This window comes from Micromonospora sp. C28SCA-DRY-2 (assembly GCF_030519475.1).
GTDB lineage: Bacteria > Actinomycetota > Actinomycetes > Mycobacteriales > Micromonosporaceae > Micromonospora.
The window spans coordinates 1-26,015 of the sequence record NZ_JAUMKD010000012.1 but is presented as its reverse complement, the minus strand read 5'-3'; the positions used below and the strand labels follow the sequence as shown (position 1 = coordinate 26,015).

The 26,015-nt window shown below is 74.2% G+C and carries 26 protein-coding genes; 8 read left to right on the top strand and 18 right to left on the bottom strand.

What is annotated here, in order from left to right:
• The coding region (locus tag Q3W71_RS30715; protein ID WP_302922977.1) for an adenylosuccinate synthase at positions 1-1,248 on the bottom strand (1,248 nt) is incomplete at its 3' end.
• 125 nt (positions 1,249-1,373) lie between these two features.
• Here Q3W71_RS30715 and Q3W71_RS30710 point away from each other — a divergent pair.
• Both Q3W71_RS30710 and Q3W71_RS30705 read left to right on the top strand, forming a co-directional pair.
• The gene (locus Q3W71_RS30710) at positions 1,374-2,402 is read left to right on the top strand and encodes a hypothetical protein (protein WP_302922976.1); all 1,029 of its coding nucleotides are present in this window, start codon (positions 1,374-1,376) and stop codon (positions 2,400-2,402) included.
• Positions 2,403-3,095: 693 nt separating this feature from the next.
• A complete protein-coding gene (locus tag Q3W71_RS30705; RefSeq protein WP_302922975.1) occupies positions 3,096-5,060 on the top strand; it encodes a chromosome partitioning protein in 1,965 nt (654 codons plus the stop codon).
• Between the two features lie 63 nt (positions 5,061-5,123).
• Here the strand turns inward: Q3W71_RS30705 and Q3W71_RS30700 are convergent, their stop codons facing one another.
• Complete coding sequence (locus tag Q3W71_RS30700; RefSeq protein ID WP_302922974.1) at positions 5,124-5,552, bottom strand: DUF3151 domain-containing protein; 429 nt, start codon at positions 5,550-5,552, stop codon at positions 5,124-5,126.
• A gap of 241 nt (positions 5,553-5,793) precedes the next feature.
• On the opposite strand from Q3W71_RS30700, the gene Q3W71_RS30695 reads away from it, so the two are divergent.
• Positions 5,794-6,999 carry an LOG family protein gene (locus Q3W71_RS30695; protein WP_302922973.1) on the top strand — a complete coding sequence of 402 codons (1,206 nt, stop codon included), beginning with the start codon at positions 5,794-5,796 and terminating at the stop codon, positions 6,997-6,999.
• 65 nt (positions 7,000-7,064) lie between these two features.
• Here Q3W71_RS30695 and fbaA read toward each other — a convergent pair whose 3' ends face one another.
• Positions 7,065-8,087: a class II fructose-bisphosphate aldolase gene (gene fbaA / locus Q3W71_RS30690; protein WP_302922972.1), complete on the bottom strand. Its 1,023-nt coding sequence runs from the start codon at positions 8,085-8,087 to the stop codon at positions 7,065-7,067.
• A 167-nt stretch (positions 8,088-8,254) separates the two neighbouring features.
• A complete protein-coding gene (locus tag Q3W71_RS30685) occupies positions 8,255-8,638 on the bottom strand; it encodes a phage holin family protein (RefSeq protein ID WP_302922971.1) in 384 nt (127 codons plus the stop codon).
• Positions 8,639-8,792: 154 nt separating this feature from the next.
• Here Q3W71_RS30685 and Q3W71_RS30680 point away from each other — a divergent pair, with 154 nt between their 5' ends.
• The gene (locus Q3W71_RS30680) at positions 8,793-9,005 is read left to right on the top strand and encodes a hypothetical protein (RefSeq protein ID WP_302922970.1); all 213 of its coding nucleotides are present in this window, start codon (positions 8,793-8,795) and stop codon (positions 9,003-9,005) included.
• A gap of 5 nt (positions 9,006-9,010) precedes the next feature.
• Here the strand turns inward: Q3W71_RS30680 and Q3W71_RS30675 are convergent, their stop codons facing one another.
• Together Q3W71_RS30675 and Q3W71_RS30670 are read right to left on the bottom strand one after the other, a co-directional pair.
• Complete coding sequence (locus tag Q3W71_RS30675; RefSeq protein WP_302922969.1) at positions 9,011-10,078, bottom strand: LCP family protein; 1,068 nt, start codon at positions 10,076-10,078, stop codon at positions 9,011-9,013.
• 2 nt (positions 10,079-10,080) lie between these two features.
• Positions 10,081-10,560, bottom strand: a complete 480-nt coding sequence (locus Q3W71_RS30670; protein ID WP_302922968.1) for a SigE family RNA polymerase sigma factor — start codon at positions 10,558-10,560, stop codon at positions 10,081-10,083.
• A 157-nt stretch (positions 10,561-10,717) separates the two neighbouring features.
• Between Q3W71_RS30670 and Q3W71_RS30665 the strand changes: the two genes are divergently transcribed.
• The 4 genes from Q3W71_RS30665 to Q3W71_RS30650 all read left to right on the top strand — a co-directional run bounded on the left by Q3W71_RS30665 (position 10,718) and on the right by Q3W71_RS30650 (position 17,379).
• Positions 10,718-12,241, top strand: a complete 1,524-nt coding sequence (locus Q3W71_RS30665; protein WP_302922967.1) for a cell wall anchor protein — start codon at positions 10,718-10,720, stop codon at positions 12,239-12,241.
• A gap of 322 nt (positions 12,242-12,563) precedes the next feature.
• Complete coding sequence (locus Q3W71_RS30660; RefSeq protein WP_302922966.1) at positions 12,564-13,997, top strand: 3' terminal RNA ribose 2'-O-methyltransferase Hen1; 1,434 nt, start codon at positions 12,564-12,566, stop codon at positions 13,995-13,997.
• Entirely contained in the window at positions 13,994-16,519 is a 2,526-nt protein-coding gene (locus Q3W71_RS30655; RefSeq protein ID WP_302922965.1) for a polynucleotide kinase-phosphatase, read from the top strand. The genes Q3W71_RS30660 and Q3W71_RS30655 overlap by 4 nt, the downstream gene beginning before the upstream one ends.
• 146 nt (positions 16,520-16,665) lie before the next feature.
• On the top strand, positions 16,666-17,379 hold the full coding sequence (locus Q3W71_RS30650; protein WP_302922964.1) for a DedA family protein: 714 nt from the start codon (positions 16,666-16,668) through the stop codon (positions 17,377-17,379).
• 58 nt (positions 17,380-17,437) lie between these two features.
• On the opposite strand, the gene Q3W71_RS30645 is transcribed toward Q3W71_RS30650, so the two are convergent.
• From Q3W71_RS30645 to Q3W71_RS30590, 12 genes are all read right to left on the bottom strand, one after another.
• The gene (locus Q3W71_RS30645; protein WP_007073957.1) at positions 17,438-17,815 is read right to left on the bottom strand and encodes a helix-turn-helix transcriptional regulator; all 378 of its coding nucleotides are present in this window, start codon (positions 17,813-17,815) and stop codon (positions 17,438-17,440) included.
• Between the two features lie 57 nt (positions 17,816-17,872).
• Complete coding sequence (locus Q3W71_RS30640) at positions 17,873-18,412, bottom strand: orotate phosphoribosyltransferase (protein WP_302922963.1); 540 nt, start codon at positions 18,410-18,412, stop codon at positions 17,873-17,875.
• A 167-nt stretch (positions 18,413-18,579) separates the two neighbouring features.
• The gene (locus Q3W71_RS30635) at positions 18,580-19,389 is read right to left on the bottom strand and encodes an SDR family oxidoreductase (protein ID WP_302922962.1); all 810 of its coding nucleotides are present in this window, start codon (positions 19,387-19,389) and stop codon (positions 18,580-18,582) included.
• A 6-nt stretch (positions 19,390-19,395) separates the two neighbouring features.
• Positions 19,396-20,031: a hypothetical protein gene (locus tag Q3W71_RS30630; RefSeq protein WP_302922961.1), complete on the bottom strand. Its 636-nt coding sequence runs from the start codon at positions 20,029-20,031 to the stop codon at positions 19,396-19,398.
• Between the two features lie 71 nt (positions 20,032-20,102).
• A complete protein-coding gene (locus Q3W71_RS30625) occupies positions 20,103-20,936 on the bottom strand; it encodes a hypothetical protein (RefSeq protein WP_302922960.1) in 834 nt (277 codons plus the stop codon).
• A gap of 84 nt (positions 20,937-21,020) precedes the next feature.
• Positions 21,021-22,589, bottom strand: a complete 1,569-nt coding sequence (locus Q3W71_RS30620) for a polyamine aminopropyltransferase (RefSeq protein ID WP_302922959.1) — start codon at positions 22,587-22,589, stop codon at positions 21,021-21,023.
• The gene (locus tag Q3W71_RS30615) at positions 22,586-23,386 is read right to left on the bottom strand and encodes a hypothetical protein (RefSeq protein ID WP_302922958.1); all 801 of its coding nucleotides are present in this window, start codon (positions 23,384-23,386) and stop codon (positions 22,586-22,588) included. Before Q3W71_RS30615 ends, Q3W71_RS30620 begins: the two co-directional genes overlap by 4 nt.
• Positions 23,386-23,808 carry a DUF350 domain-containing protein gene (locus Q3W71_RS30610; RefSeq protein WP_302922957.1) on the bottom strand — a complete coding sequence of 141 codons (423 nt, stop codon included), beginning with the start codon at positions 23,806-23,808 and terminating at the stop codon, positions 23,386-23,388. Before Q3W71_RS30610 ends, Q3W71_RS30615 begins: the two co-directional genes overlap by 1 nt.
• A gap of 52 nt (positions 23,809-23,860) precedes the next feature.
• A complete protein-coding gene (locus tag Q3W71_RS30605) occupies positions 23,861-24,286 on the bottom strand; it encodes a DUF4247 domain-containing protein (protein ID WP_302922956.1) in 426 nt (141 codons plus the stop codon).
• Positions 24,283-24,789, bottom strand: a complete 507-nt coding sequence (locus Q3W71_RS30600) for a DUF2617 family protein (RefSeq protein WP_302922955.1) — start codon at positions 24,787-24,789, stop codon at positions 24,283-24,285. The genes Q3W71_RS30605 and Q3W71_RS30600 overlap by 4 nt, the downstream gene beginning before the upstream one ends.
• Positions 24,786-25,412 carry a DUF4178 domain-containing protein gene (locus tag Q3W71_RS30595; protein ID WP_302922954.1) on the bottom strand — a complete coding sequence of 209 codons (627 nt, stop codon included), beginning with the start codon at positions 25,410-25,412 and terminating at the stop codon, positions 24,786-24,788. Before Q3W71_RS30595 ends, Q3W71_RS30600 begins: the two co-directional genes overlap by 4 nt.
• Before the next feature lie 242 nt (positions 25,413-25,654).
• Positions 25,655-26,015 (bottom strand): hypothetical protein (locus Q3W71_RS30590; protein WP_302922953.1); only part of this gene is annotated, 361 nt, incomplete at its 5' end.

Here is a 26,015-nt window from a genome sequence, read left to right as displayed (position 1 = left end):
GGGGCCTACGCCGACGACGCTCACCCGGGTGTTGCAGAGTTCCTCGATGCGGGCGATGTAGCGGCGGGCGTTCTCCGGGAGCTCGTCCTCGGAGCGGGCCTTGGTGATGTCCTCCCACCAGCCGTCGAGCTCTTCGTAGACCGGCACCGCGTGGTGGAAGTCGGTCTGCGTCATCGGCATGTCGTCAACCCGCTTGCCGTTGATCTCGTACCCGACGCAGATCGGCACCTTGGGCAGGCCGGTGAGCACGTCCAGCTTGGTGATGACCAGGTCGGTGACGCCGTTCAGCCGGCAGGCGTAGCGGGCCACCACGGCGTCGAACCAGCCGCAGCGGCGCTCCCGGCCGGTGGTGGTGCCGTACTCGTGGCCGATCTTGCGCAGGTGCTGGCCGTTGTCGTCGAAGAGCTCGGTCGGGAACGGCCCGGAGCCGACCCGGGTGGTGTACGCCTTGCTCACCGCGATCACCCGGTTGATCGCGGTCGGCGGGATGCCCGCGCCCACGCACGCGCCACCCGCCGTCGGGTTCGACGAGGTGACGAAGGGGTACGTGCCGTGGTCCATGTCGAGCATGGTGGCCTGGGCACCCTCCAGCAGCACCGTCTCGCCGCGGTCCAGCGCGTCCCAGAGCATCCCCCGGGTCTCCGCGATGTACGGCGTGAGCCGCTCGGCGTAGCGCAGGTACTCCTCGACCGTGGCGTCGACGTCGATCGCCTTGCGGTTGTAGACCTTGAACAGGATCTGGTTCTTCTCGCGGAGCGCGAGTTCCAGCTTCTTGCGCAGGATCCCCGGGTCGAGCAGGTCCTGCACCCGGATGCCCATCCGGGCGACCTTGTCGCCGTACGCGGGGCCGATGCCGCGACCGGTGGTGCCGATCCGGGCCGAGCCGAGGTAGCGCTCGACCACCCGGTCCAGCGCCCGGTGGTGCGGCATGATCAGGTGCGCGTCGCCGGAGATCCGCAGCCGGGAGACGTCCACGCCCCGCTCGGCGAGCCCGTCGATCTCGGTGAGCAGCACCTTCGGGTCGACCACCACGCCGTTGCCGATGACGATCTTCGCGTTCGGCGACAGCGCCCCGGAGGGCATCAGGTGCAGCGCGTACTTCTGCCCGTCCGGCGTGATGACCGTGTGCCCGGCGTTGTTGCCGCCGGAGTAGCGCACCACGTAGTCGACCCGCTCGCCGAGCAGGTCGGTAACCTTGCCCTTGCCCTCGTCGCCCCACTGAGCGCCGATGAGCACGATCGCTGGCATCTTCTCCGCCTCCAGAAGGCTCGGGTGCCAGGTGGCGACCGGTTGGCGAGCCCGGGGTGTCAGGTTAACAAGTAGTGACGGCGCGACCGGCACGGGTCGCGGCGAGAGGCGGGAGGCCGGTAGCGGTGTACGACGTGGTGCTGCTCACCCTCGGCTCGGAGCGGAACGCTCCCGGGGGCTGCGGCAGCGGCGGTGCCTGCTGCGGCGGCGCGACCGGGGATTCGCCGGCTCCGGGCGCGACCGCGGCCGACGCCCCGGAGCAGGCCGGTGGCGAGCGCTGCGAGACGCCCCGGGTGCCGGTGCTGGCCTGCGCGGACGCGCTCACCGCGCGCGGCGCCCGGGTCGAGACGGTGACCGCCCGCTCCGACAAGGAGATCGACGAGGTGCTGGCCCGGCTCGACGGCCCGCCCCGCCCCGACGGCCTCACCTGGCCGGACCCGGACTCCAAGACCCGGCTGGTGGTCGCCACGGCCAGTGACGCACAGTTGCGCGCCGTCCTGCGCCGGCTGGTCCGGCGGTACGCCCCACCGCCCAGCCGCCGCCCGGACGACCTGGCCGGCAACCGTACGGTGCCGGACCTGCCGCCGGTGGGCGTACTCCCGCTCGATCCGGCCCGGAGCACGGCGCACCGCGACCTGGCGGCGCAGCTCGGCCTGCCCCGCGACCCGGCGGCGGTGGCCGCCGCGGTGCTGGACGGCACGGCCCGGCGGCTCGACCTGCTGCGCAACGACGGCGGCTCGGTGACCCTGGACGGCGCGCTGCTCGGCGCGGCCGACGACCAGGGCCGGCCGCTGCACTGGCGGGGCCGGGTCGAGGTGGACGACACAGTGCTCAGCAACGGCGACGAACCGCTGCTGGCCTGCGCGATCGGCAACGCCGGCGGGTACGCGCGACTGGACGACGTGGCGTTGCTCGGCGCGCCGGACCCGACCGACGGCAAGGTCGAGGTGGCGGTGGCCGTGCCGGTCGTCACCCGCTCCGCGTTGGGCAGGAAGCGGGTACGGCTGGAGGTACGCCGGGCCCGTGGCCGGGCCGCGTCCGTGCTCCCCCGGGACGAGAAGCTGCCCTACCTCGACGACGGGGTGGCGGGCGAGCTGAGCCGGAAGCGGTCCTGGTGGACCGAGCCGGGCGCCTGGGCGGTCTGGGTGGCCTGACCCCGGGCGCCTCCGCGACGGCCGGTCGGGCACGGCCGGTGGGCCTATCCTCGGCAGGAGGAATGGGGAGGAACCGTGGTGGACGACAACGCCGACCGGGTCCACATGCCCGGCCAGCAGCCGGTACCGGAGCGGGACATCGAACCACTCTGGCCGCCCGAACAGCTCGAGGGCGGCGCCGACGCCCCGCCCTGGGCCGCCCACTCACCGACCTCGGCCAGCGCCGCCCCACCCTCGCCCGCCGACTACCCCTCGCTGACCGGCGGGGTGTCACCGCCCGGCGGATGGACGACCCCGGATTCCTCCGCCGCCCCGGCCCCCGGCCAGGGCTGGGCGCCCCCGCCCGTGGCCGCCGCGCCCCCGACAGCTCCCCCGCCCCCGGGGCCCGTGCCGCCGACTCCGCCCACCCCACCGGCCGGGACGTCCGCGGCCAGCGGGCCGCAGACCCCGCCCGGGCAGCCGCCCGGTGTCCCGACGCCGACAACCGGAGCGGCGAGCGCGCCGGCGTCACCCGCCCAGCCGCCCGGCACACCACCCCCGGCGACCGGGCCGACGAATCCGCCAGCACCACCGCTCCCGCCACCCGGCACACCAACCCCCGCGACCGGGCCGACGAATCCGCCAGCACCACCGCTCCCGCCACCCGGCCAACGGACACCGGCAGCCGGATCACCGGCCCCGTCAGCGCCCTCCGTGCGACTGCCCGGCGCGCCCATCCCGGCGGCCGGATCGTCGGCTCCGGCCAGCTCACCTGCCCCGGCACCCGGTGCGCCGACGCCGGCCGGCACGACGGTGGCACCCGGACCGAACGGCGCCGAAGCGGTCAAACTGGGCGCCAGGACCTCGGCCGGACCGGACATAGCCACGGCCGACCCGGCCGCGGACCGGGACGAGACAGCGGGGGCTCCGGTGGCGGCCGGCGTGCCGGCTCCCCGTACCGGTCAGCCCGCCAGGGTCGATCTCAACCTGCCCTTCACCCTCGACCAGGACGCGATGGCCGGACCGGCACCGCCCCGCCCGCCGGCAGGCCCGGTGCCGGCTCTCGCCGCGACCGCGGACCCACCTCAGGCCGACCCGCCCGCGACACCCGACCCGGCAGCGCCCGACCACCCCACCGACGCCCCACGACCCGACAGCTCCGGCCCTGCCTCCGGTCCGTCCCCGGTCGCCGGACCGACCCCGGGCGCCGGCCGGGGTACCGAGTCGCCCTGGGCCCAGCCGCCGCAGCGATCCGCCGCCGTCGAGTCGCCCGACGGCACGGCCGAACCGGCGCCGGGTGCGCCCGCCTCCGGCTCGCCGGCCGCACCTGCCCTGGTGCACGGCACCATCGCCACGACGCAGCACGGACCCACCGTCCCGCACCAGGGCACCGCCCTGACCCCGGAGAGCGGGCCCCAGCAGGCCGGCGACCCTGCGTATGCGCCGGGCGGAACCCCGGGCGCGGAGCAGCCGCCCGCGACGCCGCAACCAGGAACGCCGCAACCAGTGACCGCGGAGCTTCCCGGCCCACGGCAGGACGCGCCACCCGGCTCGAGGACGGACGCGCCGGCCGGCCCCCGGCAGGACGCGCCGCCGCCGGGGCCGTTCCCGCCGCAGCCGGGCTGGTATCCGCCGGGCTGGCAGCAGGGCCCACCGCAGGCCGGGCCGGCCCCGCAGCAGCCGTACCGGCCGGCGGACGGGGTGACCCGGGTGCCGCCGGCCCAGCCGGACCCGGACTGGGGTCCGGCGGAGACCGCGCCGCCGACCGCCGAGGACTTCGCCCGGCGCCGGCAGGTGCGCCCGGCCGACCCGGTGGCCACGATGGGCGTACGGGCGGTGATCAACAAGATCGGGTTGCGCCTCCCGCCGGGGCGGCACGAGCTGGAGGTCAAGCGCGACATCGAGATGGTCCGGCGCAACTTCGGCGGGCTGCGCCAGGTGACAGTGGTGAATCCGAAGGGGGGCGCCGGCAAGACGGTGGCCATCCTGCTGCTGGCCATGACGTTCGGCCAGAAGCGCGGCGGCTACGTGCTGGCCTGGGACAACAACGAGACCCAGGGCACCCTCGGGATGCGCGCCCAGCAGGACTTCCACTCCCGTACGGTGCGGGACATGCTGCGGGACCTGGGCCAGTTCCAGGGCGCGCACGGGCGGGTGGGCGACCTGTCGCAGTACGTCCGCTCGCAGGGTGAGGGGATGTTCGACGTCCTCGCCTCGGACGAGTCGGCCACCGGCGGCGAGATGCTCACCGCCGCGGCGTTCGCCGAGATCCGCGAGGTGGTCAGCCGGTTCTACAAGCTGATCTTCGTGGACACCGGGAACAACGTCCGGGCGCAGAACTGGCAGGCCGCGATGGACGCCACCGACCAACTGGTGGTCACCATGTCGGCCCGGAACGACTCGGCCGAGACGGCCGCCCGGATGCTCGACCACCTGGAGCAGAGCGGACGGCAGCGGCTCGTCCGGCAGGCGGTGAGCGTGGTCTCCATGCCCCCGTCCCGCAAGGAGATCGACCTGCCGGCGATCCAGGAGCACTTCGCCGCCCGTACCCGGGCGGTGCTGCTCGCGCCGTACGAGCGGCTCATCGACACCGGCGAGCCGATCCGCTACGGGGCGCTCTCCTCGGCCACCCGGGACGCCTGGCTCAAGATCGCCGCGGCGGTCGCCGAGGGCCTGTAGGCACCGGCCCGACGGCGTGGGCGGGCGGCCGGCCCGGAACGCCGGGCCGGCCGTCGCGCCGGGTCAGTTGCTGGCCAGCGCGTCCGCGGCGGCCGGGTCGCAGTCCCGCAGGAACTGGGCGCAGCGGGCCGCCTCGTCGGCCTCGCCGATCGCGTCGGCAGCCCGGGACAGCACGTAGAGGCAGCGCAGGAAGCCACGGTTCGGCTCGTGCGACCACGGCACCGGACCGTGCCCCTTCCAGCCGCTGCGCCGCAGCTGGTCCAGGCCCCGGTGGTAGCCGGTGCGCGCGTACGCGTACGCCGGGATCACCTGGCCCTCGGCGAGGGCGCGGGCCGCCAGCGCGCCCCAGCCCGCGCTGTAGCTCGGGAATCGCGCCGCCACCTCGGCGTACGCCTGGTCGCTGCCGGCCTGCTCGGCCGCCGACAGGGCGGCGTCGGCCTCGTCGTGCGCGGGGAGGAGGGTGGCCGGTGGCTCCGGCAACAGGTTCTGCATCGTCCCATTCAACCCGCTTCGCACACCGACACGCGAGGGGGTCGGGCAGACCGGATGGCTGAACGGCTGAGGAGTTGGTCACGCCTGCGGCCTATGCCGCCGTCAAGAATCTTCCACTACAACTATTGGTCCGGAGCCTCCCCAGGACCCGGTTACGCAGGAGCCCGGTGGCCACGGCCGCCGGGCTCCTGTCCGTCCGGCCCAGGTTTGCCGGCTGGACGGCGTTGGGCACGATGATCCGGTGCCGACTCCACCACCCGCGGACGTCATCGAGCCGCACATCTGCACCGACGAGATCGAGACCCGGGCCGCCTTCGACGAGCGGCTGTCCACCGGCAGCCTCGCCGGGCTGACCGTGCAGGGGCTCCGGCTCGACCTGGATCCGGTGCCCGACCTCACCGCCGTCACGGTCACCGGCACGCTCTTCGTCGGCTGCCGGTTCGCCAACCGGGAGGTCGGCGCCGACCTGGTCCGGCGTGGGGCGAACGTGGTGCCGCCGTTCTCCGGGCTGCCGTACCCGACCCAGCCGTCGCACCTCTACACCCCGGAGGAGCTCGCCGCCGGCTTCGCCGAGGGTGGGTTCGCCGGGATGTACGACACCCGGGTCTACGAGCACTTCCGCGCGCACGGCGGGGCGCTGCCGGAGGTGAAGGAGGCGCTCGGCCAGCGGCTGCACGACCACGGCGTGGACAACGCGCTGGCCGACGCCACCCGCGCCTGGCTGGCCGTGCACGGGCCGCAGTCGGTGGTCGGGGTGATGGGCGGGCACGCGGTGCCGCGCGGCAGCGTGCCGTACCGGATGGCCGCCGTGCTGGGCTGGGAGCTGGCCCGGGCCGACCGGCTGGTGGTCACCGGCGGCGGGCCCGGCGTGATGGAGGCGGCGAACCTCGGCGCCTACCTCGCCCCCCGGCCGGCCGAGGAGTTGACAGCGGCGATCGACCTGCTCGCCACGGCGCCCGACTTCACCGACCACGACCGCTACACGGCGGTCGCGCTCCAGGTCCGTGAGCGGTACGCGCCACCCGCCGTGCCCCGCCAGCGCGGCCTGGACCTGGACTGGGCGCGCACCGGCGGGCTGGCCATCCCCACCTGGCTGTACGGGCACGAGCCGGCGAACCTGTTCGCCGGCCGGATCGCCAAGTACTTCTCCAACGCGATCCGGGAGGACACCATCCTGCGGCTGGCCCGGGGCGGGATCGCCTTCGCCCCCGGCCGGGCCGGCACCCTCCAGGAGGTGTTCCAGGCGGCCACCAAGACCTACTACGGCACCGACGGGGCGAGCGGTGCGTACGTCTTCCTGGACCGCGCCTACTGGACCCGGGAGCTGCCGGTGGAGTCGCTGCTGCGGCCGCTGCTGGCGGCCTCCCCGTTCGGCGACCTGTCGGCGACCGTGCACCTCACCGACGACGTGCACGAGGCCGTCCGGCTGCTCACCGGCGCGGCCTGACCGGGCCGGGAACGCCGACGGCCGGCCCCCCGAGCGGGGAGCCGGCCGTCGCGGACGTCAGCCCGTCACTTCATCTTGGTGCCGGTCGACCGCAGGGCCTCGCAGGCCTCCACGACCCGGGCGGCCATGCCGGCCTCGGCGGCCTTGCCCCAGACCCGCGGGTCGTACATCTTCTTGTTGCCGACCTCGCCGTCGACCTTGAGCACGCCGTCGTAGTTGCGGAACATGTGGTCCGCCACCGGGCGGGTGAAGCAGTACTGGGTGTCGGTGTCGATGTTCATCTTCACCACGCCGTAGTCCAGCGCCTCGCGGATCTCCGACAGCAGGGAGCCGGAGCCGCCGTGGAAGACCAGGCTGAGCGGCTTCTCCTTGCCGTACTTGGCGCCGACCGCCACCTGGATGTCGTGCAGCACCTGCGGGCGGAGCTTGACGTTGCCCGGCTTGTAGACGCCGTGCACGTTGCCGAAGGTCAGCGCCGCCATGTAGCGGCCCTTCTCGCCGAGGCCGAGCGCGTCGACCATGGCCAGGCCGTCCTCGACGGTGGTGTAGAGCTTCTCGTTGATCGCGTTCTCGACGCCGTCCTCCTCGCCGCCGACCACGCCGACCTCGATCTCCAGGACGATCTTGCCCTTGGCGGCCTCGGTGAGCAGCTGCTCGGCGATCTCCAGGTTCTCCGCCACCGGCACGGCCGAGCCGTCCCACATGTGCGACTGGAACAGCGGCTCCTCGCCCCGCTGCACCCGCTCCTGGGAGATCGTCATCAGCGGACGGACGAACTTGTCCAGCTTCTCCTTGGGGCAGTGGTCGGTGTGCAGCGCGATGTTCACCGGGTAGTTCTTGGCGACCTCGTGCGCGTAGGCGGCGAACGCGGCGGCGCCGGTGACCATGTCCTTCACCGACGGTCCGGAGAGGTACTCGGCGCCACCGGTGGAGACCTGGATGATGCCGTCACTCTCCGCGTCGGCGAAGCCCTTCAACGCGGCGTTCAACGTCTGCGAGGACGTCACGTTGATCGCGGGGTACGCGTACCGGCCGGCCTTGGCGCGGTCCAGCATCTCCGCGTAAGCCTCGGGGGAAGCGATGGGCATGTCGAACGCTCCTTACTAACCGCTGTCGGCCGTGCTGGCCGCTGTTGTCCATTGGGTGCGCCGGACCGCGCTGTCCTCCGCCGGCAGTATCCCGTAGGAGCGCCGCGCCGGCACAACCGACCCGGCGCACGTCCGCACTTCGGCGGCGACGGGCCGAACGGGTACCGTCACCGGGCCTCCCACCGGTCCGGCAGGACGACGCTGATCAGCCAGGTGACCACGGCCATCACGATGGCGCCCCAGAACGCCGCCCAGAAACCGTCCACTCGGAACGGCAGGTCGAGCGCGCCGGCGATGGCGTCGGTGAGCAGGAACAGCAGCGCGTTCACCACCAGCGCGAACAGGCCGAGGGTCAACAGGTAGAAGACGCAGCCGACCACCTTGATCAACGGCTTCAGCACCGCGTTGACCACACCGAAGATCAGCGCCACGACCACCAGCGTGAGCGCGTTGTCGCCGCCGGACCGGCCGCTCACCTCCACGCCGGGCACGATCAGCGTGGTGATCCACAGCGCGACGGCGGTGATCGCCAGCCGGATCAGGAAGCCCACGCTGCCATCCTGGCACCGGGCGTACCGGCCGGTGGGGCGATTCCGCCGACTGGACGTCCGTCCCCGGACCGGCTTCCCTCCGCGTTGCGAGCGGACGACCGGCGCAGCCCGTACGGTGTGTGGTGACCGTCCGCCGAGATCCAGGGAGGGACTGATGGCTCAGCCCGAGGAGGACTTCGCCCCCAGCGACCACCTCACCCCGGAGGAGCGCGACCCGGAGGCGGAGCCGGCCGACGCGGTCGAACAGGCCGCGTCGATCGACCCCGCCGACACCGAGACGGAGCCGCACCGGGGCCTGGAGGTCGACGACTGGGACGCGATGGAGCAGGCCCGGGTGGTCGCCGCCGACGAGGACGACTACCGCTGACGCGCTCAGTGGAGCCGGGTGACCCGCTCCGGGTGCTGCCCGGCCCACTGCGCCAGCCGGTCCTCGCGTAGTGCGGCGAGGAAGGCCGGGGCGGCCGCCGGGTCCGGGCGCAGGACCCAGCGGTCGCCCGTCCTCGACACGACGGCCGGAAGGCTGAGCCCGACCGGTTCGACCGACGCCAACTCGGGGACCACCTGCACCAGGTCGAGCACGGATCCGCCGGTCGTGGCCACGGTCAGCTCCGGGTCGAGCTCGGCGAGGATGCGGGAGAACCGCACCGGGTCGTGCAGCACGCCCTGTTCACCGGCGCGCCGGATCAGGCCGGCCGCGAAGCGCTGGGCGTTGCGGTCCCGGTCGACGCCGCCGTCGGGCAGGTCCCGGCGCTGCCGGAGCAGGTCGAGCGAGGCCCGGCCGTCGAGGCGCTGGCAACCGGCCGGGAAGACCCGGTCGGTGTGGCTCGACCGGACCCGCTGCGGCAGGCAGACCTCCACCCCACTCAGCAGGTCGGTCAACTGGCGCAGCACCGGAAAGGTGATCACGGCGCCGGCGTCGACGCGTACGCCGGTCAGGTCGGTCACCGTCCGCCGGATCAGCTCGTAGCCGCGCGCCAGGTCGAGCCCCCCGTCCGCCCGCGCGCCGTACGCGGCGGCCGCGTTGAGCTTGTCCCGTCCGTAGCCCGGGATGGCCACCTCCAGGTCCCGGGAGAGCGAGACCAGGTACGGCCGGCTGCGGTCGGCCGGAATGTGCACGAGCAGCACCGAGTCGGCCAGCGGTGGCATCTCGTCCCCGCGCGAGTCGACGCCGAGCAGCAGCACGTTCAGTGCCCCGGCGGGAGCCCGCCGGCCCGGCTCGACGAGCAGGGTGGCGTCCCCGGCGACCCGGTCGGGCGTGAACTGCGGTATCCCGACCCCCAGCAGCGCGAGCAGGGCGAGCGCGGCCCCGCCGGCCCCCAGCCGCCGCCGGCGGCGGCGCCGGACGGCGACCAGCCGGGCGATCGCCGCCCGCACCGGCCCGGTGGGCGGGGTCAGCGGCTCGTGCCGGGCGAACGCGGCACGCAGGTCGTCTTCGATCACGGTCAGGCCTCCACGTACTCGGCGCGCAGCGTGGCCAGGGCGCGGGAGATGGACGAGCGGACGGTGCCGACGGCGCAGCCCAGGATGTCGGCGATCTCGGCGTCGGGCAGGTCCTCGTAGTAGCGGAGCACCAGGGTGGCCCGTTGCCGGCGGGGCAGCCGGGCGAGCCAGGACCAGACCTGGTCCCGGTCCACCGCGTGCTGGGCGTGGTCGGCCGGCGCGGGCACCGCGTCGTCGGACTCCGCGCGCAGCAGCACCCGCCGCATCCAGGAACCCCGACGCCAGTCGACGTACTGGTTGGTCAGCATCCGGCGTACGTAGCGTTCGGGCGAGTCCGCCCGGGCCACCCGCCGCCAGTTGAGCTGGACCCGGACCATGGTGTCCTGCACCAGGTCCTGCGCCTGGTGCGGGTCGCCGGTCAGCATGACCGCGTACCGCAACAGCGCGGCCAGCCGCGAGTCCGCGAACTCCTCGTACGTCACTGCACCTCCCGGGCTCTGCCCCAGTTGACGGGTACGGGTCGGCGGAACGTTGCGATCGGGTTGCGATCGCCCCGCCGGCCGGGCACGGCGGCCCCCCGCTACGGCGAATTCCGTGAGAGCCTGACCACGCTCCGCTGTCAACCGGGAGGACGCCACCATGCTCCGGCACTCCGTCCGACGCTGGCTCGCCGCGACAGCCGTCGCGGCCGCGATCGTCACCCTCGCCGCCGTTCCCGCCGCCGCGGCCGGGCAACTGAGGCTCGCGTCGCGGGACGTGCTCGTCGCGCCCGGCCACAGCGCCCTCGGCCAGATCGACGTCAGGTTCGACGGCTACCCCGCACCACACGGTGTACCGGTGACTCTGGAGATCGACGCCGCCGAGGCGGCGGCGCTGGGCGGCTTCGAGGTCACCGCCGGCGGGTGGCAGTGCACACGTGACCGTGACCTGGTGCGGTGCACGACGGCCTTCGACAGGTGGGGCTACACCCCTCGGCTGTACTACCAGGTGAGCGCCCGCGCCGACGCCGCGCTGGCCGAGGAGGCCGAACTGACGTTCACCGTGACCTCGACGGTCGGCACCGCCACCCGGTCCAGCACGGCGACCGTGGTCGAGGGGGTCGACCTGCAGACGGAGCCGCGGACCACTCTCCGCGGCGCTCCCGGTGCCCGGTTCGAGCTGTCCAGCACAGTACGCAACGCCGGTCCGGGGCCGGCGGACGGCGCCGTGCTGGTCCTCACCGCCGACTGGCTGCTGGAGTACGCCGGCAACTTCCGCAACTGCCGGCACCTGGAGAGCCGGCCCACCATCTGCCGGTTCGACACCGAGCTGCGGCCCGGGGCGACGTACCGGCTCTCGGCGCCGCTGCCGCTCGTCCTCAACCCGACCGCGCGCAGCGGCCTCGTGCTGACCAACCGTCTCCAGTGGTGGACGCCCGACGACTGGGCGCTGGCCGAGCGGGCGGAACCGGGGATGTCACTGCCGCCCGACACCCCCGGCGGCACCGGGGAGGAACTGCGCCTGGTCGAGCAGCCGGCGACCCGGCAGACCGACACCGCGCCGTGGAACAACTGGACCGCCGTGGACCTCACCGTCACCGGCGACCAGACGGCCGACGTGGCCGCCATCGGCAGCAGCGTCCGCGCACGGGTGGGCGAGCGGGTGCCGGTAACCGCCGCGTACCACAACCTCGGGCCGACCCGCGTGGAGATCTGGCGGACGATACCCCTGCTCCGGGTACGCATCCCCGAGGGCACCACGGCGGTCGAGGTGACCCACCTGTGCGCGCCGATCGACGCCAACGGCTGGCCCCCCGTCGGCGACGACGGCGAGCCGGGCGCGCGGGAGTACGGGTGCCACAGCGGAACCGACTTCGCCAGCGCGGGCGAACGCTTCGAGTTCGCCTTCACCCTCCGGGTCGACCGACTGACCGGGCCCACCTCCGGCACGGTGACCGTCGACGTGCCCGCCGACACCAACCCGGCCAACGACACCGCGCGGATCACCGTCACCCCGGGCAACGGCGGCACCGGGGGCAGCGGCGGGGACGGTGGGGACGGCGGCTCGCTGCCCATCACCGGTGCCTCCACCGGCCTGATCGCCGGCCTCGGCGCCCTGCTGCTCGCCGCCGGCCTCACCGGCTATCTGCTGACCAGAGGGCGTCGCACCCGCTTCATCGCCTGACCACCCCCACCACCACCGGTGCCCCGCCGACCCAGTCGGCGGGGCACCCCCGTTCCACCCCGCCCCAAGCGAGCACCGAACATTCGCCCGCCGGTCCCAGCCCCAGCCCGGGACCCAAGCAGCACACACCCACCGCCAGCGGCCAGGAAACCAACGGACGGTGCCGGCCCACCGAGGGTTTCCGGGGGAGCCCCGCCCGCGCAGGGATCAAGCCTGACCGCCCGGAGCGGGCGGGGCTCCCCCGGAAACCCCCCGCCGCAACCCAAAGCCCGACCCGAAAACGGGACGACGCAAGATCGAAGGCACTGACACCATTGGCCGCGTGCTGCTCACCCTGACCACCACCCACCAGCCGGCGACCGACCTCGGTCACCTGCTGGTCAAGCACCCCGACCGGGCGCACTCCTTCGACGTGCCGGTGGGCACCGCGCACGTGTTCTACCCGGAGGCCGGCGAGCAGCGCTGCACCGCCGCCCTGCTGCTCGACGTCGACCCGCTCCGGCTGGCCGGCGGGCGCGGCCGCAGGCGGCAGCCGGCTCCGGAGGGTTTCACGCTCGGGCGGTTCGTCAACGACCGGCCGTACGCGGCGTCGAGCCTGCTCTCCTCGGCGCTGTCCAGGGTGTACCGATCGGCGCTGCGCGGCGAGTCCCGGGAGCGGCCGGAGTTGGCCCGTACGCCGATCCCGCTGGAGGTCAACGTTCCGGTGCTGCGCTGCCGCGGTGGCGCCGACGTGGCGGTCCGGCTGTTCGCCCCGCTCGGCTGGGCGGTCAGCGCCACCGCCATCCCGCTCGACGAGCAGCACCCGGAGTGGGGCGACAGCCGGTACGTCGACCTGACCCTGACCGGCACGGTGCGGGTCGCCGACGCGCTCAACCACCTCTACGTCCTACTGCCGGTGCTGGACGACGCCAAGCACTACTGGGTGGCCCCGGACGAGGTGGACAAGCTGCTCCGGGCCGGCGCCGGCTGGCTGGCCGACCACCCGGAGCGCGGCATGATCACCCGCCGGTACCTGGCACACCGGCGGGCCCTGGCCGGGCTGGCCCTGGCCCGCCTCGCCGAGCAGCGGCTGGCCGACGAGCCGGCCGCCGCCGAGCCCGACGCGGTGGACGAGACCGCCACCGAAGACGGCGTGCGCCAGCCGTCGCTGGCGGCGCGCCGCCGGGAGGCGGTCCTCGCCGTGCTCACCGAGGCGGGCGCGAGCCGGGTGCTGGACCTCGGCTGTGGCGGGGGCGCGCTGCTCGCGGCGCTGGTCGGCGACCGCCGGTTCACCGAGGTCGTCGGCACCGACGTGGCCACCCACGCGCTGGCCCTGGCCGCCCGGCGGCTGCGGCTGGACCGGCTGCCCGAGCGGCAGCGCGACCGGGTCCGGCTCTGGCAGTCGGCGCTGACCTACCGGGACGACCGGCTGCGCGGCTACGACGCGGCGGTGCTGATGGAGGTGGTCGAGCACGTCGACCCGGCCCGGCTGCCGGCGCTGGAGGACGCCGTGTTCGGTCACGCCCGTCCGGGCACCGTCGTGGTGACCACGCCCAACGTCGAGTACAACGTCCGCTACGAGGGCCTGCCGGCGGGCCGGTTCCGGCACCCGGACCACCGGTTCGAGTGGACCCGCGCCGAGTTCGCCGCCTGGGTCGACCGGGTGGCCAACGCCTACGGCTACCGCGCCGAGATCCGCGGGGTCGGCGACGACGACCCGCAGGTCGGCGCCCCGACCCAGCTGGCCGTGTTCACCCGGAAGGAGGAGAGCCGATGACCACCCTCGACATCCCCGAGCTGGCCCTGGTGGCGCTGGTCGGCATCTCCGGCTCGGGCAAGTCGACCTTCGCCCGCCGGCACTTCGCGCCGAGCCAGGTGCTCTCCTCGGACGCGTTCCGGGCGATGGTCGCCGACGACGAGAACGACCAGTCCGCCTCCGCGGACGCGTTCGACGCGCTGCACCACGTGGCCGCCACCCGGCTGCGGCGGGGCCGGCTCACCGTGGTGGACGCGACCAACCTCCAGCCGCACGCCCGGGCCGCCCTGGTGCGGGTGGCCCGCGAGCACGACGTCCTGCCGGTGGCCATCGTGCTGGACGTGCCCGAGGCGCTGGCCTGGGAGCGCACCGGAGCGCGCGCCGACCGCACCTTCGGCCGGCAGGTGCTCACCCGGATGCAGCGCGACCTGCGCCGCTCGTACGGGCAGTTGGCCCGGGAGGGCTTCCGCAAGGTGCACGTGCTGCGTGGCGTGGACGAGATCGACGCCGCCCAGATCCGCTACGAGAAGCTGTTCAACGACCGGCGCGAGCTGACCGGGCCGTTCGACATCGTCGGCGACGTGCACGGCTGCCGTGCCGAGCTGGAGGCGCTGCTGACCCGGTTGGGCTGGCGGCTGCACCGCGACGAGCGTGGCCGGCCGGTGGACGCGACGCACCCGGCGGGGCGTACCGCCGTCTTCGTCGGCGACCTGGTGGACCGCGGCCCGGACTCGCCCGGCGTGCTCCGCCTGGTGATGGGCATGGTCGCCGCCGGGCACGCGATCTGCGTGCCCGGCAACCACGAGCAGAAGCTGCTGCGCCGGCTGCGCGGCCGCGACGTGCGGCTCACCCACGGCCTGGCCGAGACGATGGAGCAGTTGGCGGCGGAGCCGGACGCCTTCGTGGCCGAGGTGGCGACCTTCGTCGACGGCCTGGTCAGCCACTTCGTGCTCGACGGCGGCCGGCTGGTGGTGGCGCACGCCGGGCTGAAGGAGGAGTACCAGGGCCGCGCCTCGGGGCGGGTGCGGGCGTTCGCGCTGTTCGGCGAGACCACCGGCGAGACCGACGAGTACGGCCTGCCGGTGCGCTACCCGTGGGCGCGCGACTACCGGGGCTCCGCGATGGTGGTCTACGGGCACACGCCCACCCCGGAGCCGGAGTGGGTGAACAACACCATCTGCATCGACACCGGTTGCGTCTTCGGCGGCCGGCTCACCGCGCTGCGCTACCCGGAGAAGGAGCTGGTCTCGGTGCCGGCCGAGCGGGAGTGGTACGCCCCGGCCCGCCCGCTGACCGCCGCCCCGGCCCGACCCGACCTGGTGCTGGAGCTGACCGACGTGACCGGCCGGCGGCACGTCGAGCACCCGTACGGCTCGCTGACCGTGCCGGCGGAGAACGCCGCCGCCGCGCTGGAGGTGATGAGCCGGTTCGCGGTGGACCCGCGCTGGCTGGCCTGGCTGCCGCCGACGATGGCGCCCTGCTCGACCTCGCGGCGGGACGGCTTCCTGGAGCACCCGGCGGAGGCGTTCGCCGACTACCGTGCGGCCGGCGTGGACCGGGTGGTCTGCGAGGAGAAGCACATGGGCTCGCGGGCGGTGGTGCTGGTCTGCCGGGAGCCGGACGCCGGGCCGTTCGGGCCGGGCGGCGGGGTGGTGCACACCCGCACCGGCCGGCCGTTCTTCGGCCCGCCGCTGGACGACGAGCTGCTCGGCCGGGTACGCGCGGCGGTGACCGCGGCGGGCCTCTGGGCCGAGCTGGAAACCGACTGGCTGCTGCTCGACTGCGAGCTGCTGCCCTGGTCGGCCAAGGCGGGCGGGCTGATCCGCGAGCAGTACGCCGGGGTCGGCGCGGCCGGTCGGGCCGCGCTGCCGGCGGCGCTGGCGGCCCTGGACGCCGCCGCCGGTCGGGGCCTGCCGGTGGCCGAGCTGCGCGACCGGATGACCCGCCGCCGGGACGAGGTGCTGGCCTACTCGGCCGCCTACCGGGCGTACGTGGGGCGGACCGACGGGCTGCGCGGGGTGACCCTCGCCCCGTTCGCGGTGCTCGCCGGGGCGAAGGCCAGCTACGCCGACCGGGACCACGGCTGGCACCTGGCGCTGGCCGACCGGCTCTGCGCCGCCGACCCGGAGTTCTTCACCGCGACCCGGCGGCAGGTGGTGGACCTCGCCGACGACGAGGCGGTGGCCGCCGCCACCGACTGGTGGCTGGCGCTCACCGCGGCCGGCGGCGAGGGCATGGTGGTCAAGCCGTACGCCGGGCTCGCCGCACGCGGCGAGCGGGGTTCGCTGCTCCAGCCGGGCATCAAGTGCCGGGGCCGGGAGTACCTGCGAATCATCTACGGCCCCGGCTACACCGAGCCGGAGCAGCTGGCCGCGCTGCGCGGCCGGTCGCTGGGGCGCAAGCGCGGGCTGGCGCTGCGCGAGCACGGGCTGGGGCTGGCGGCGCTGGACGCGCTGGTCGCCGGTGCGCCGCTGTGGCGGCGGCACGAGCTGGTCTTCGCGATCCTGGCCTGCGAGTCGGAGCCGGTCGACCCGCGGCTGTAGGCGGGGGCCGGCGCGCGGGCGGCGGTCGTGATCGTCGGGCAGCGGGGCGGGCCGATGCGGGTGTGACGTCGAGCACCGCCGTGCGGGGCGGCCACCTAGACTACGGACGTTCCGTCACCGAACCGGCATTCATCGGAGGTCACCTCGTGCCGACGCCCACCACCACCCTGGCCCTGGGGCCGAGCTGGCTCGATCCAGAGGTGTTGATCTCGACCTTCGGGCTGCTCGGCATCCTGGTCATCGTCTTCGCCGAGTCGGGCCTGCTGATCGGCTTCTTCCTGCCGGGCGACTCGCTGCTGTTCACCGCGGGCCTGCTCACCGCCGACGGGAAGTACATCACCTGGCCGCTGTGGCTGGTCTGCCTGCTGATCACCCTCGCCGCGATCGCCGGCGACCAGGTCGGCTACGCGTTCGGCCGCAAGGTCGGCCCGGCGCTGTTCCGCCGGCCCAACTCGCGGCTGTTCAAGCAGGAGAACGTGCTCAAGGCGCACGACTTCTTCGAGAAGTACGGCGCCCGCTCGATCGTGCTGGCCCGGTTCGTGCCGATCGTGCGGACCTTCACCCCGATCGTGGCCGGGGTGAGCCGGATGAACTACCGCACCTTCGTGACCTACAACGTGATCGGCGGGATCCTCTGGGGCACCGGCGTGACGGTGCTCGGCTACTTCCTCGGCCAGATCCCGTTCGTCAAGGCGAACATCGAGCTGATCCTGATCGCCATCGTCGGCATCTCGGTGGTCCCGATCGTGGTCGAGCTGCTCCGGGCGCGGATGGCGGCCAAGCGCGGCACCACCCCGCAGGAGCGGGCCGCGGCCGAGGAGGCGATCCGGGAGACCCGCGAGCACTACGGCAAGCACTGATCGGCCCGGCCGTCCGGCGCCGTCCCGGACTGGGATGGCACCGGACGATCGGTACGGGTCAGCGAGCCTTCTTGGTGGCCCGCTTGCGCGGCGGGGTCAGCAGATCGGCGATCGTGGCGATCGCGGTCGGGACCAGCCGGTAGTACGCCCACACACCACGCTTCTCCCGCTCCAGCAGGCCGGCCTCGGTGAGGATCCGCAGGTGGTGGCTGACCGTCGGCTGTGAGAGGCCGAGCGGCGCGGTCAGGTCGCACACGCACGCCTCGCCCTCGGGCGCCGACTGGATCAGGCTGAGCAGCCGCAGCCGGGCGGGGTCGGCGAGGGCCTTGAGGACCCCGGCGAGACGCTCGGCATCGGCACGTTCGATCGGCTCGCCGGCAAGCGGCGAGATCTGAGGCATAGTCATTTCAGCCAACGCAGTTCCCACGTATTCCATCCTTCCACCAGCAGCATCGATCCGCCTGCATATCAGCAGATCCGAATCGGCAGACTTTTACGCCACAAGGCCGAGGTCAGCCAACGTATAGGCCGCCCGATACGGCAATCCGGCGGCTCGCACCGCGTCGCCGGCGCCACGATCAACAATAACCGCCACCCCCACCACTTCGGCCCCGACCTCGCGAAGGGCCTCGACGGCGGTCAACACACTCCCCCCGGTGGTGGAGGTGTCCTCCACCGCCAACACCCGGCGCCCGGCCACGTCCGGACCTTCGATCCGGCGCTGCAACCCGTGCGCCTTGCCCGCCTTGCGGACCACGAAGGCGTCCAGCGGGCGATCAGTTTCGGACGCGGCGTGCAGCATCGACAGCGCGACCGGATCCGCGCCGAGCGTCAGCCCACCCACCGCGTCGTACGCCCAGTCGGCGGTGAGGTCACGCATCACCTGACCGACCAACGGCGCAGCCTGGTGATGGAGCGTGACGCGCCGCAGATCGACGTACCAGTCCGCCTCACGCCCGGAGGAGAGCACCACCCGTCCGTGGACCACAGCCAGGTCGGTAATGAATTTACGCAGGTCGTCGCGGGCCCCCATGGCGATAGAGGGTACTGCGGAAGTCTGGGAGCCGCGTGCGGGGTCCACCTGGATCCACCCTGCGGGCGAAAGATGGGTGGCGATGTCCGGCTACCCTGAGCAACCGCGTGCGGTACGCGGCCGGATGCCCGGCGCGCCGCGACGGCGCTCGATCGCGGCGTGCGGGCTCAGCCGTCCTCGCGGCCGATCCGGCCCCGGGTGTCCCGGGAGACCACGTCGAGCAGTCGCCGCGGCGCGTGCCGCAGACCGGCCACGGCCAGCTTGTACTTCCACGCCGGCACGCTGACCAGCTTGCCTTTCCGCAGGTCACGCAGGGCTTCGTCGACCACGTCGTCGGCCCGCAGCCACATCCAGCCCGGCGTCTTCGACATGTTGATGCCGGCCCGGTCGTGGAACTCGGTGCGGGTGTAGCCGGGGCAGAGCGCCATCACGCGCACCCCGAACGGGCGGGTGGACTGGCCCACCGACTCGCTGAAATTGGTCACCCACGCCTTGCTGGCCGAGTACGTCGAACCCGGCATGACCGCCCCGAACCCGGCGACGGAAGAGACATTTATCACTGCCCCGCGCCGGCGCTCGGTCATCGGCCGGAGGGCGGCCAGGGTCAGCCGCATGACCGCGTGCACGTTGAGCCGGAGCAGCCGGGCCTCGTCCTCGACGGACGACCGCAGGAACGGCTTGTTCAGGCTGATCCCGGCGTTGTTCACCAGCAGCTCGACCGAGGGCTCCGCGGCGAGCCGCCGTTCCACCGTGGCGCATCCGTCGTCGGTGGACAGGTCGGCGGGGATGGTCTCCACCGTCCGGGCGTGCCGGCCGGTCAGCTCCGCGGCCATCTCGGCGAGACGGTCGGCGTCGCGGGCCACCAGCACCAGGTGCCAGCCGTCGGCGGCGAGCCGGCGGGCGAAGGCCGCACCGATGCCGGCCGTGCCTCCGGTGATCAGGGCCCGGCGCTCGGTGTCGGGCTGGTCGACGGTCACGGGACCTCACCTGGGCGGGTACGGGGGCGCCAGCGGCGCCGTGGGCGGCTGCTGCCGAGCGGTCGGGTCGACCGGCGGGCGCCGGCGGAACCACGCGTTCGCCGCCGGCAGGGCCAGCAGCGCGGCCACCACAAGGTAGCCGAGCACCTGACCGACCGAAAGCCCCGCGTTGACCGGCAGCCACCAGCCCGGCTGGGCATCCCCGAGCAGGGCCAGCAGTTCGGCGGTGGCCCGCTCGTCGGCGCCCAGGCGCAGCGGGGCGGCCCGCTGCCCGACCAGCACCGCCAGCCCGCAGCAGCCGAAGACCAGGCCCAGCCCGCTGACCACCCAGGTGCCCACCCGGGCGCCGGAGCGGCCGGTAAGCAGGCCGAGGGCCAGGCCGGCGAGGAGCAGCCCGACCAGCAGGCTCACCACCGCGGTGAGCACGGTGGACACCCGGAGCAGGGTGACCATGCCGTCGATCTCGTCGGGTCGGGCCGAGGTGCCGGCGGCGGCCGACCGGAACTCCGCGACGGCGCCGCCGAGGGCGAGCAGGCCGGCGACGGCGTACCCGAGCGCGGCCACCGCCATCACCGCCAGCACCGCGGCGGCCAGCGAGACCACGGCCGGACGACGGGCCGGGGCCTGATCGGGGTACGACACGACGAGTCCCTCCGGTAGGCGTCGGATGCAACCTACTCGGAGGGACCGTCGGCGTCGTCGCTATCCGGCGCTCAGCTCACCGGCGGCGGGGTCGGGCCGGGGCGGTCCGACCCGGGCTGCCCACCCGGCTGCTCCGGGCCGCCTTGCGTGCTCCCCGGCTGCTGCGGGCCACTCGGGTAGGGCGGCTCGGTTGCGCCGCCCGGCTGGCCGGGGGCCGGCGGGTAACCCGGCGTGGCCGGGTAGCCGGGCTGGCCCGTGGCCTGCGGGTAGCCGGGCTGGCCGGGGGTCTGCGGGTAGCCGGGGTAGGAGGCGCCGGGCACCGGGGGCTCCCACGCCTGCTTCGGCTTGCGGAAGAACTCGTTGGCCTTGGGCAGCGCCAGCAGGATCAGCGCGGCGAGCAGCGCCAGCAGCGAGACCACCCCGAGCAGGACGGTGACCGGGGTGACCCACGCGGGCAGCCGGTCGTCCAGCATCCGCTGGATCTCCTCGCCGCTGGGCACGTCCCCGTCGGTGCCGCCGGCCCCGCCGAAGCTGCCGGTAACGCCGCCGATCAGGTTGCCGCCCGTGCAGCAGACCATGATGCCGCCGAGGATCCAGGTGGCGATCCGCGAGCCGTTGCTGCCCCGGTTGTTGAACAGGGCCAGCACCGCGAGGCCGAGCGACAGCAGCAGGAACAGGATGCTGGAGGCGATGCCCGCCGCGAACGCGAAGTCCGCGACGTTCTGCATGCCGTTGGCCGAGGTGCCGCTGTACGCCTCGTCCAACACGTCGCGCACCGTGCCGATGGTGGCGAGCGTGATGATGAGGCTGATCACCTGGAGAACGGCGAACAGGATCAGCAGGTAGCTGGATATCGTCACCACGCCCGGCCGTGACCGGGCCGGCTGGTTCTGGGTGTCGACCACGATTCTCCTTCCCTAGATCGCGCCCACACCGTATCGACAACGGGCCAGTGTGGCATGCCACGGCGACGGGACCCGCCGGGACGATCAGTAGCCGCGCCACTCCGCGCGGGCGTACTCGAGCACCCGCGGTTGCAGCAACGTGGAGGCCGGCACGTCCAGCCGACGCCGGTCGGCGGGGAAGGCCCCGGCCGCGGCCAGGGTCGCCGCGTCGAGGAAGCGCAGCGCCGGCGCGTCCGCCGGCAGCGCCAGGGCGGGCGGGGTGGCGCCGGGCGCGGCGAGCAGGAAACCCCAGTCGCCGAAGGAGGGCACGTCCACGTGGTACGGCGTGGTGGCGAAGCCCGCCTCACGTAGCGACGCCTCGATCGACCAGTACGACCGGGGCGCGAAGTACGGCGACCCGGACTGCACCACCAGCCGCCCGCCGTCGGCGAGGACCGCGCGTACCAGCGCGTAGAACTCGACGGTGTAGAGCTTGGCGGTGGCCGTCTCGTCCGGGTCGGGCAGGTCGGCCACCACCGCGTCGAACCGGTCGGCGGCGGTCCGCAGCCAGGTGAACGCGTCGGCGTGCAGCACCCGCACCCGGGGGTCGTCGAGCGCCCCGCCGTTGAGCCGGCGCAGCTGGGGCTCCCTGCGGGCCAGCGCCACCACCGCCGGGTCCAGGTCCACCACGGTGACCCGCCGGACGTCCGGGTAGCGCAGCAGCTCGCGGACCGCGAGCCCGTCACCGGCGCCCAGCACCAGCACCTCGCCGCGCGGCCCGTTCAGCACCGGGTGCACCAGCGCCTCGTGGTAGCGGTACTCGTCGGACGAGCTGAACTGGAGGTCACCGTTGAGGTAGAGCCGCAGGTCGGTGCTGGTGCGGCCGGGTTCGTTGAGCGAGCGGGTCAGCACGATCTCCTGGTACCGGCTGCGCTCGGCGTGCACCACCGGGTCCCGGTAGAGCTGCTGCCGGGCGGTCAGCTCGAAGTCGTACGCGGTCACCCAGGCGTACCCGAGGCAGAGGGCGACCGCGACGGTGCCGGCGCCGAGCGCGACCCGCGCCCGGCGGCTCAGCTCGCGTCGGAAGACCGTGCAGACCAGCGCGACCCCGGCGGCGGCGTTCACCGCCCCGACCACCAGCGCGCCCTTGAGCTGGCCGAACGCCGGCAGCAGCAGGAACGGGAAGGCCAGCCCGCCGAGCAGCGCGCCGACGTAGTCGGCGGCGAACAGGTCGGCGACCGCGCTGCCGGCGGCCTGTTCCCGGATCCGTTGCAGCAGCACCATCAGCAGCGGGATCTCCGCGCCGATCAGCAGCCCGAGCACGAAGGCGGTGCCGACCAGCGCCGGCCCGTAGAGGTCGAGCCAGGCGAAGGCGGCGTAGAGGCCGAGCACCGACAGGCCGCCGAGCAGCGCCAGCGCCAGTTCGACGGCGGCGAACGCGGCGGCCGCCCGGGACTGCAACGGCTTCGCGGCCAGCGCGCCGACGCCCATCGCGAAGACCATCACGCCGAGCACGATCGACGCCTGGCCGACCGTGTCGCCGATCAGGTAGCTGCCCAGGGCGACCAGGGCCAGCTCGTAGACCAGGCCGCAGGCCGCGCAGACGAAGACCGCGAGCAGCACCGCCGCCCGGGCCAGTCGCCAGCGCGGCCGGGCCGGCGCCTCGACGGTCACGCCTTCTCCGAGGTACGCGACGCGGCCGGCGCGCGCCCGGCGCGCTGCGCCGGCACGGCGCCCCGCTGCGCCCGCTGGCGGCGGCGCTGTACGACGCCGACGGTGACCAGCAGCGCGGTGACCAGCAGCAGGCCGACCGCGGCGAGCAGGTAGCCCCAGCGGTCCCGCCACAGGTCGCTGCCGGTCTCGGGCAGCGGCGACGGTGCCGTCGCGGCCTCGGTCGGGGCGGCGGCCGGCTGGACCGCCCCCGCCTCGGCGGCGAGCAGCGGCAGCATCACGGCGGCCCGGGTGACGGCCCAGCCCGGGTCGTCGATGAAGACCTCCCGGGTGACCCCGAGCCGCTCCAGACCGCTCTCCATGCGCAGCAGTTCGGTCGAGGAGAAGTCGGCGGAGCCGGTGACGTCGACGTAGGCGTTGTCGTCGCTGTCGCTGCTCTCCGACGGGTAGTAGATCCGGGCGCTCACCTGCACCCAGCGCGGGCAGGCCGGGTTGTCCTCGACCGCCACCCCGGCGCCGAGGTTGGAGCCGACGCTGACCGGGTCCCCGTAACTGAAGTAGTCAGTCAGCTCCCACCCGTAGCAGACGCCCTGGCTGGCCGAGGAGCGGGCCAGGATCGCCAGGCTGTCGTCGCGCTGCTGCGCGGTCGGCGCCGTCACGTCGGCGTCCCCGTCGTTGTTGAGCACCCCGGCGATGACGCAGCCGACCACCACCACGGCGATGCTCACCCAGGTGATCCAGATGGCTGCCTTGGACGAGGTGTTCCGGCCCTTGGCCGGTGTGCTCCTGGCGGTCGCCATCAGCTGATCGCGGCGGCGATGATCGCGCCGGTGGCCAGGTGGACGACGGCGGAGACCCAGACGGCGGGGTGCGGCTCCGGCTCGACCAGCAGCTCGCCCAGCCGGCCCGGGGTGGCCGCGTCGAGCAGCAGGAACGCCGCCGCCATGATGACCAGGCCGAGGACGCCGTACGCGGCCGCGCCGACCAGGCCGAGCACGAAGTCGTCGTCGCTGGCGGCGATCGCGGCGACCACGATGATGCCCACCCCGGCCAGGTTCGAGGCGAGCAGCAGCGCGGCGTTGCGGTTGCGCTCGTTCCAGATCAGCTCGTTGAGCTTGCCGGGCGTGGCCACGTCCACCAGGACGTAGCCGATGCCCATCAGCAGGACGCCGACCACCCCGTAGGCGAGGGTGACCAGCAGATCGGTGACGAGGGTCTGCACAGGGTTCTCCAGGGTGAGGGGGATCGACGTGCCGGGTACGCGGGAGCCGGGGTTACTTGCCGCTGCCCGGGCCGCCGCCCCGGACGGTGTTGCCGCGTCCCCAACCCCAGTAATTGCCGACCGTGGAGTGGTAGCGCGGGTAGGCGGTGCGCAGCCGTTCGAGCAGGATCACCGAGCCGGTGGCGATCGGCAGGATGACCACCGAGTCGTCGTCGTAGCGCAGGTAGACGCCGCTGCCGTCGACGTACTGGTCGGCCGGCTGCCAGGCGTCGGTGACCTCCTTCGCCACCTGGCTCGGCGACCGGGGCGACGTGTACGCGACCGCGTCCGCGCCGATGTCCCGGCTGGCGGCGCGGGTGTAGCGGTCCTCCACGTAGCCGCGCGGCGAGAAGTTGCCGTAGAAGATGGCGAACGCGGCGACCAGCGCGCCGATGACGGCGAACACCACCCCCACCACGAACCAGCGTCGGTACGTCATCGCAGTGCCACCACCGTTTCGGTCAGGACCAGCTCGTTGGTCTGGGGGTACGCGTGCCAGGTGCGCCAGCCGAGGGCGCCGTCCGGCGGGTCGGGCCGCACCGCCAGCGCGGTGACCGCGTCGACGTCGCCGGGAAAGACCCCGACCAGCGCGTACGGGTCGTCGGCCAGGTCGGCCCGGAGGGCGGCCACCCGGTCCCGCAGGCCGCTGCCCTCGGGGCGCAGCACGGTGGCGGTGAACCGGTAGCCGGCCCGCTCGTCGTGCAGGGCGCCGGGCAGTTCGGGGGGCCGGCCGGGCAGGCAGGCCACGGTCTCGGTCAGCGCCGCGCCGGGTGCCCGCAGCACCACCTGGTGCGAGGCGCCGAGCAGGCGCAGCCGCAGCCGGACGCCGCCGGGCAGGTCGAGGTCGAGCACGTGCAACGCGGGTCGCTCGACGTCGTCGAGGGCGAGGCTGAGGTCGGCCGCGCTGGTGTCGACGTACGGGGCGTGCAGGGTGACGATCACCGGTCGGTCCCGCCCTGGGGGTAGATCATCACCTCGGCGCGGTGCAGCACCTCGCCCCGGGCCACCTCCCAGCCCGCCTCGCCGTACGCCTCGAAGGAGAGCCGGGCGCCGCCGGGGGCCTGGTAGTCGTGGTAGCGCATGGTGCCGTTCGGGTCGAGGCCGGTGGTGCCGGTGGCGGTGTAGCGGGCCTGCCCGGACTCGTCCCAGCTGTAGCGGCGGCCGGCGAAGTCGATGGTCGGGGCGCCCGGGGTGATCGTGGCGGCCGGCTCGGCGGTCCAGAGCACCAGCTCCAGCTCCGGGTCCTCCTCCACGGAGAGCCAGCGGCGCACCCCGGCGGCGTCGTCCAGCAGGTGCTCGGTCCAGCTCCAGCCGCCCTCGACCAGCCGGATCGAGCCGCGCACCGCGTAGGTCACCTGCCGGATCTCCACCAGATCGCCGGGTTGCAGGCGGCGCGGGTCGCCGCGCAGCGCGTCGGCGTCCCGGTCGCGCAGCGGGTCGCCCGGGGCCGGCCGGCCCTGCGGGCGGGACCGGGCGCGGCGCAGCGCCACCACCGCGACCACGACTCCGGCCACCCCCACCAGGCAACCCACCGCCGTCGCCAGGTACGCCACCGACCCGTTCAACCAGCACCTCCCCAGGTACGTCGGCGGAGACGGTAACAACCCCGCGCACCTGACCACATCACGTGTCGCACCGGTGACCGCCCGACTACCCGGCGTCCCCGGATCGGTGGCGGTCGGCGCGGTGGACGGGTCGGTGGGATGGACGTGCCGGGCTGCCGGCGGACGGGCTCATGGCACGCACCGTACGGATCCGCGGCCCGCCCTCGGCAGGCCCGATCGGGCAGCTCGGGCCGGCGAAGGGGTCATGCTCCGGCGAGCCGCTCCGCGGCGTACTCGCGCAGCGTGGCGCGGCCCATCACGCAGCCGCTGAACGTGGTGAACTCGCCCGGGTCGTCGGCCAGCGCCGACCAGGCCGCCCGGCCGGCCGCCGGGTCGAGGCGTTCCAGCAGCGCCGCCGCGTACGCCCGGCCGGCCGGCGAGCCCTTGGCGAGCAGTCGGTCGAGGTGGGCGCGTACCTGCTCGGGGTGTTCGGCCAGCGCCGCCTCCACCCGCCGGTACGCCTCGGTCGCCGGCAGCATCGTGCCGGCGATCCCCACCCCGCCGAACGCCACCGTGTCCGCCCCCGCAAGCTCCCGCACGGCGGCCCCGAGCTCCCGCTCCCAG

Excerpts from the sequence above, each read along its gene's own strand:
- Q3W71_RS30700 (WP_302922974.1), bottom strand. The coding sequence starts at position 5,552 with ATGCAGAACCTGTTGCCGGAGCCACCGGCCACCCTCCTCCCCGCGCAC.
- fbaA (WP_302922972.1), bottom strand. The coding sequence starts at position 8,087 with ATGCCCATCGCTTCCCCCGAGGCTTACGCGGAGATGCTGGACCGCGCC.
- Q3W71_RS30680 (WP_302922970.1), top strand. The coding sequence starts at position 8,793 with ATGGCTCAGCCCGAGGAGGACTTCGCCCCCAGCGACCACCTCACCCCG.
- Q3W71_RS30665 (WP_302922967.1), top strand. The coding sequence starts at position 10,718 with ATGCTCCGGCACTCCGTCCGACGCTGGCTCGCCGCGACAGCCGTCGCG.
- Q3W71_RS30655 (WP_302922965.1), top strand. The coding sequence starts at position 13,994 with ATGACCACCCTCGACATCCCCGAGCTGGCCCTGGTGGCGCTGGTCGGC.
- Q3W71_RS30645 (WP_007073957.1), bottom strand. The coding sequence starts at position 17,815 with ATGGAATACGTGGGAACTGCGTTGGCTGAAATGACTATGCCTCAGATC.
- Q3W71_RS30640 (WP_302922963.1), bottom strand. The coding sequence starts at position 18,412 with ATGGGGGCCCGCGACGACCTGCGTAAATTCATTACCGACCTGGCTGTG.
- Q3W71_RS30615 (WP_302922958.1), bottom strand. The coding sequence starts at position 23,386 with ATGGCGACCGCCAGGAGCACACCGGCCAAGGGCCGGAACACCTCGTCC.
- Q3W71_RS30605 (WP_302922956.1), bottom strand. The coding sequence starts at position 24,286 with ATGACGTACCGACGCTGGTTCGTGGTGGGGGTGGTGTTCGCCGTCATC.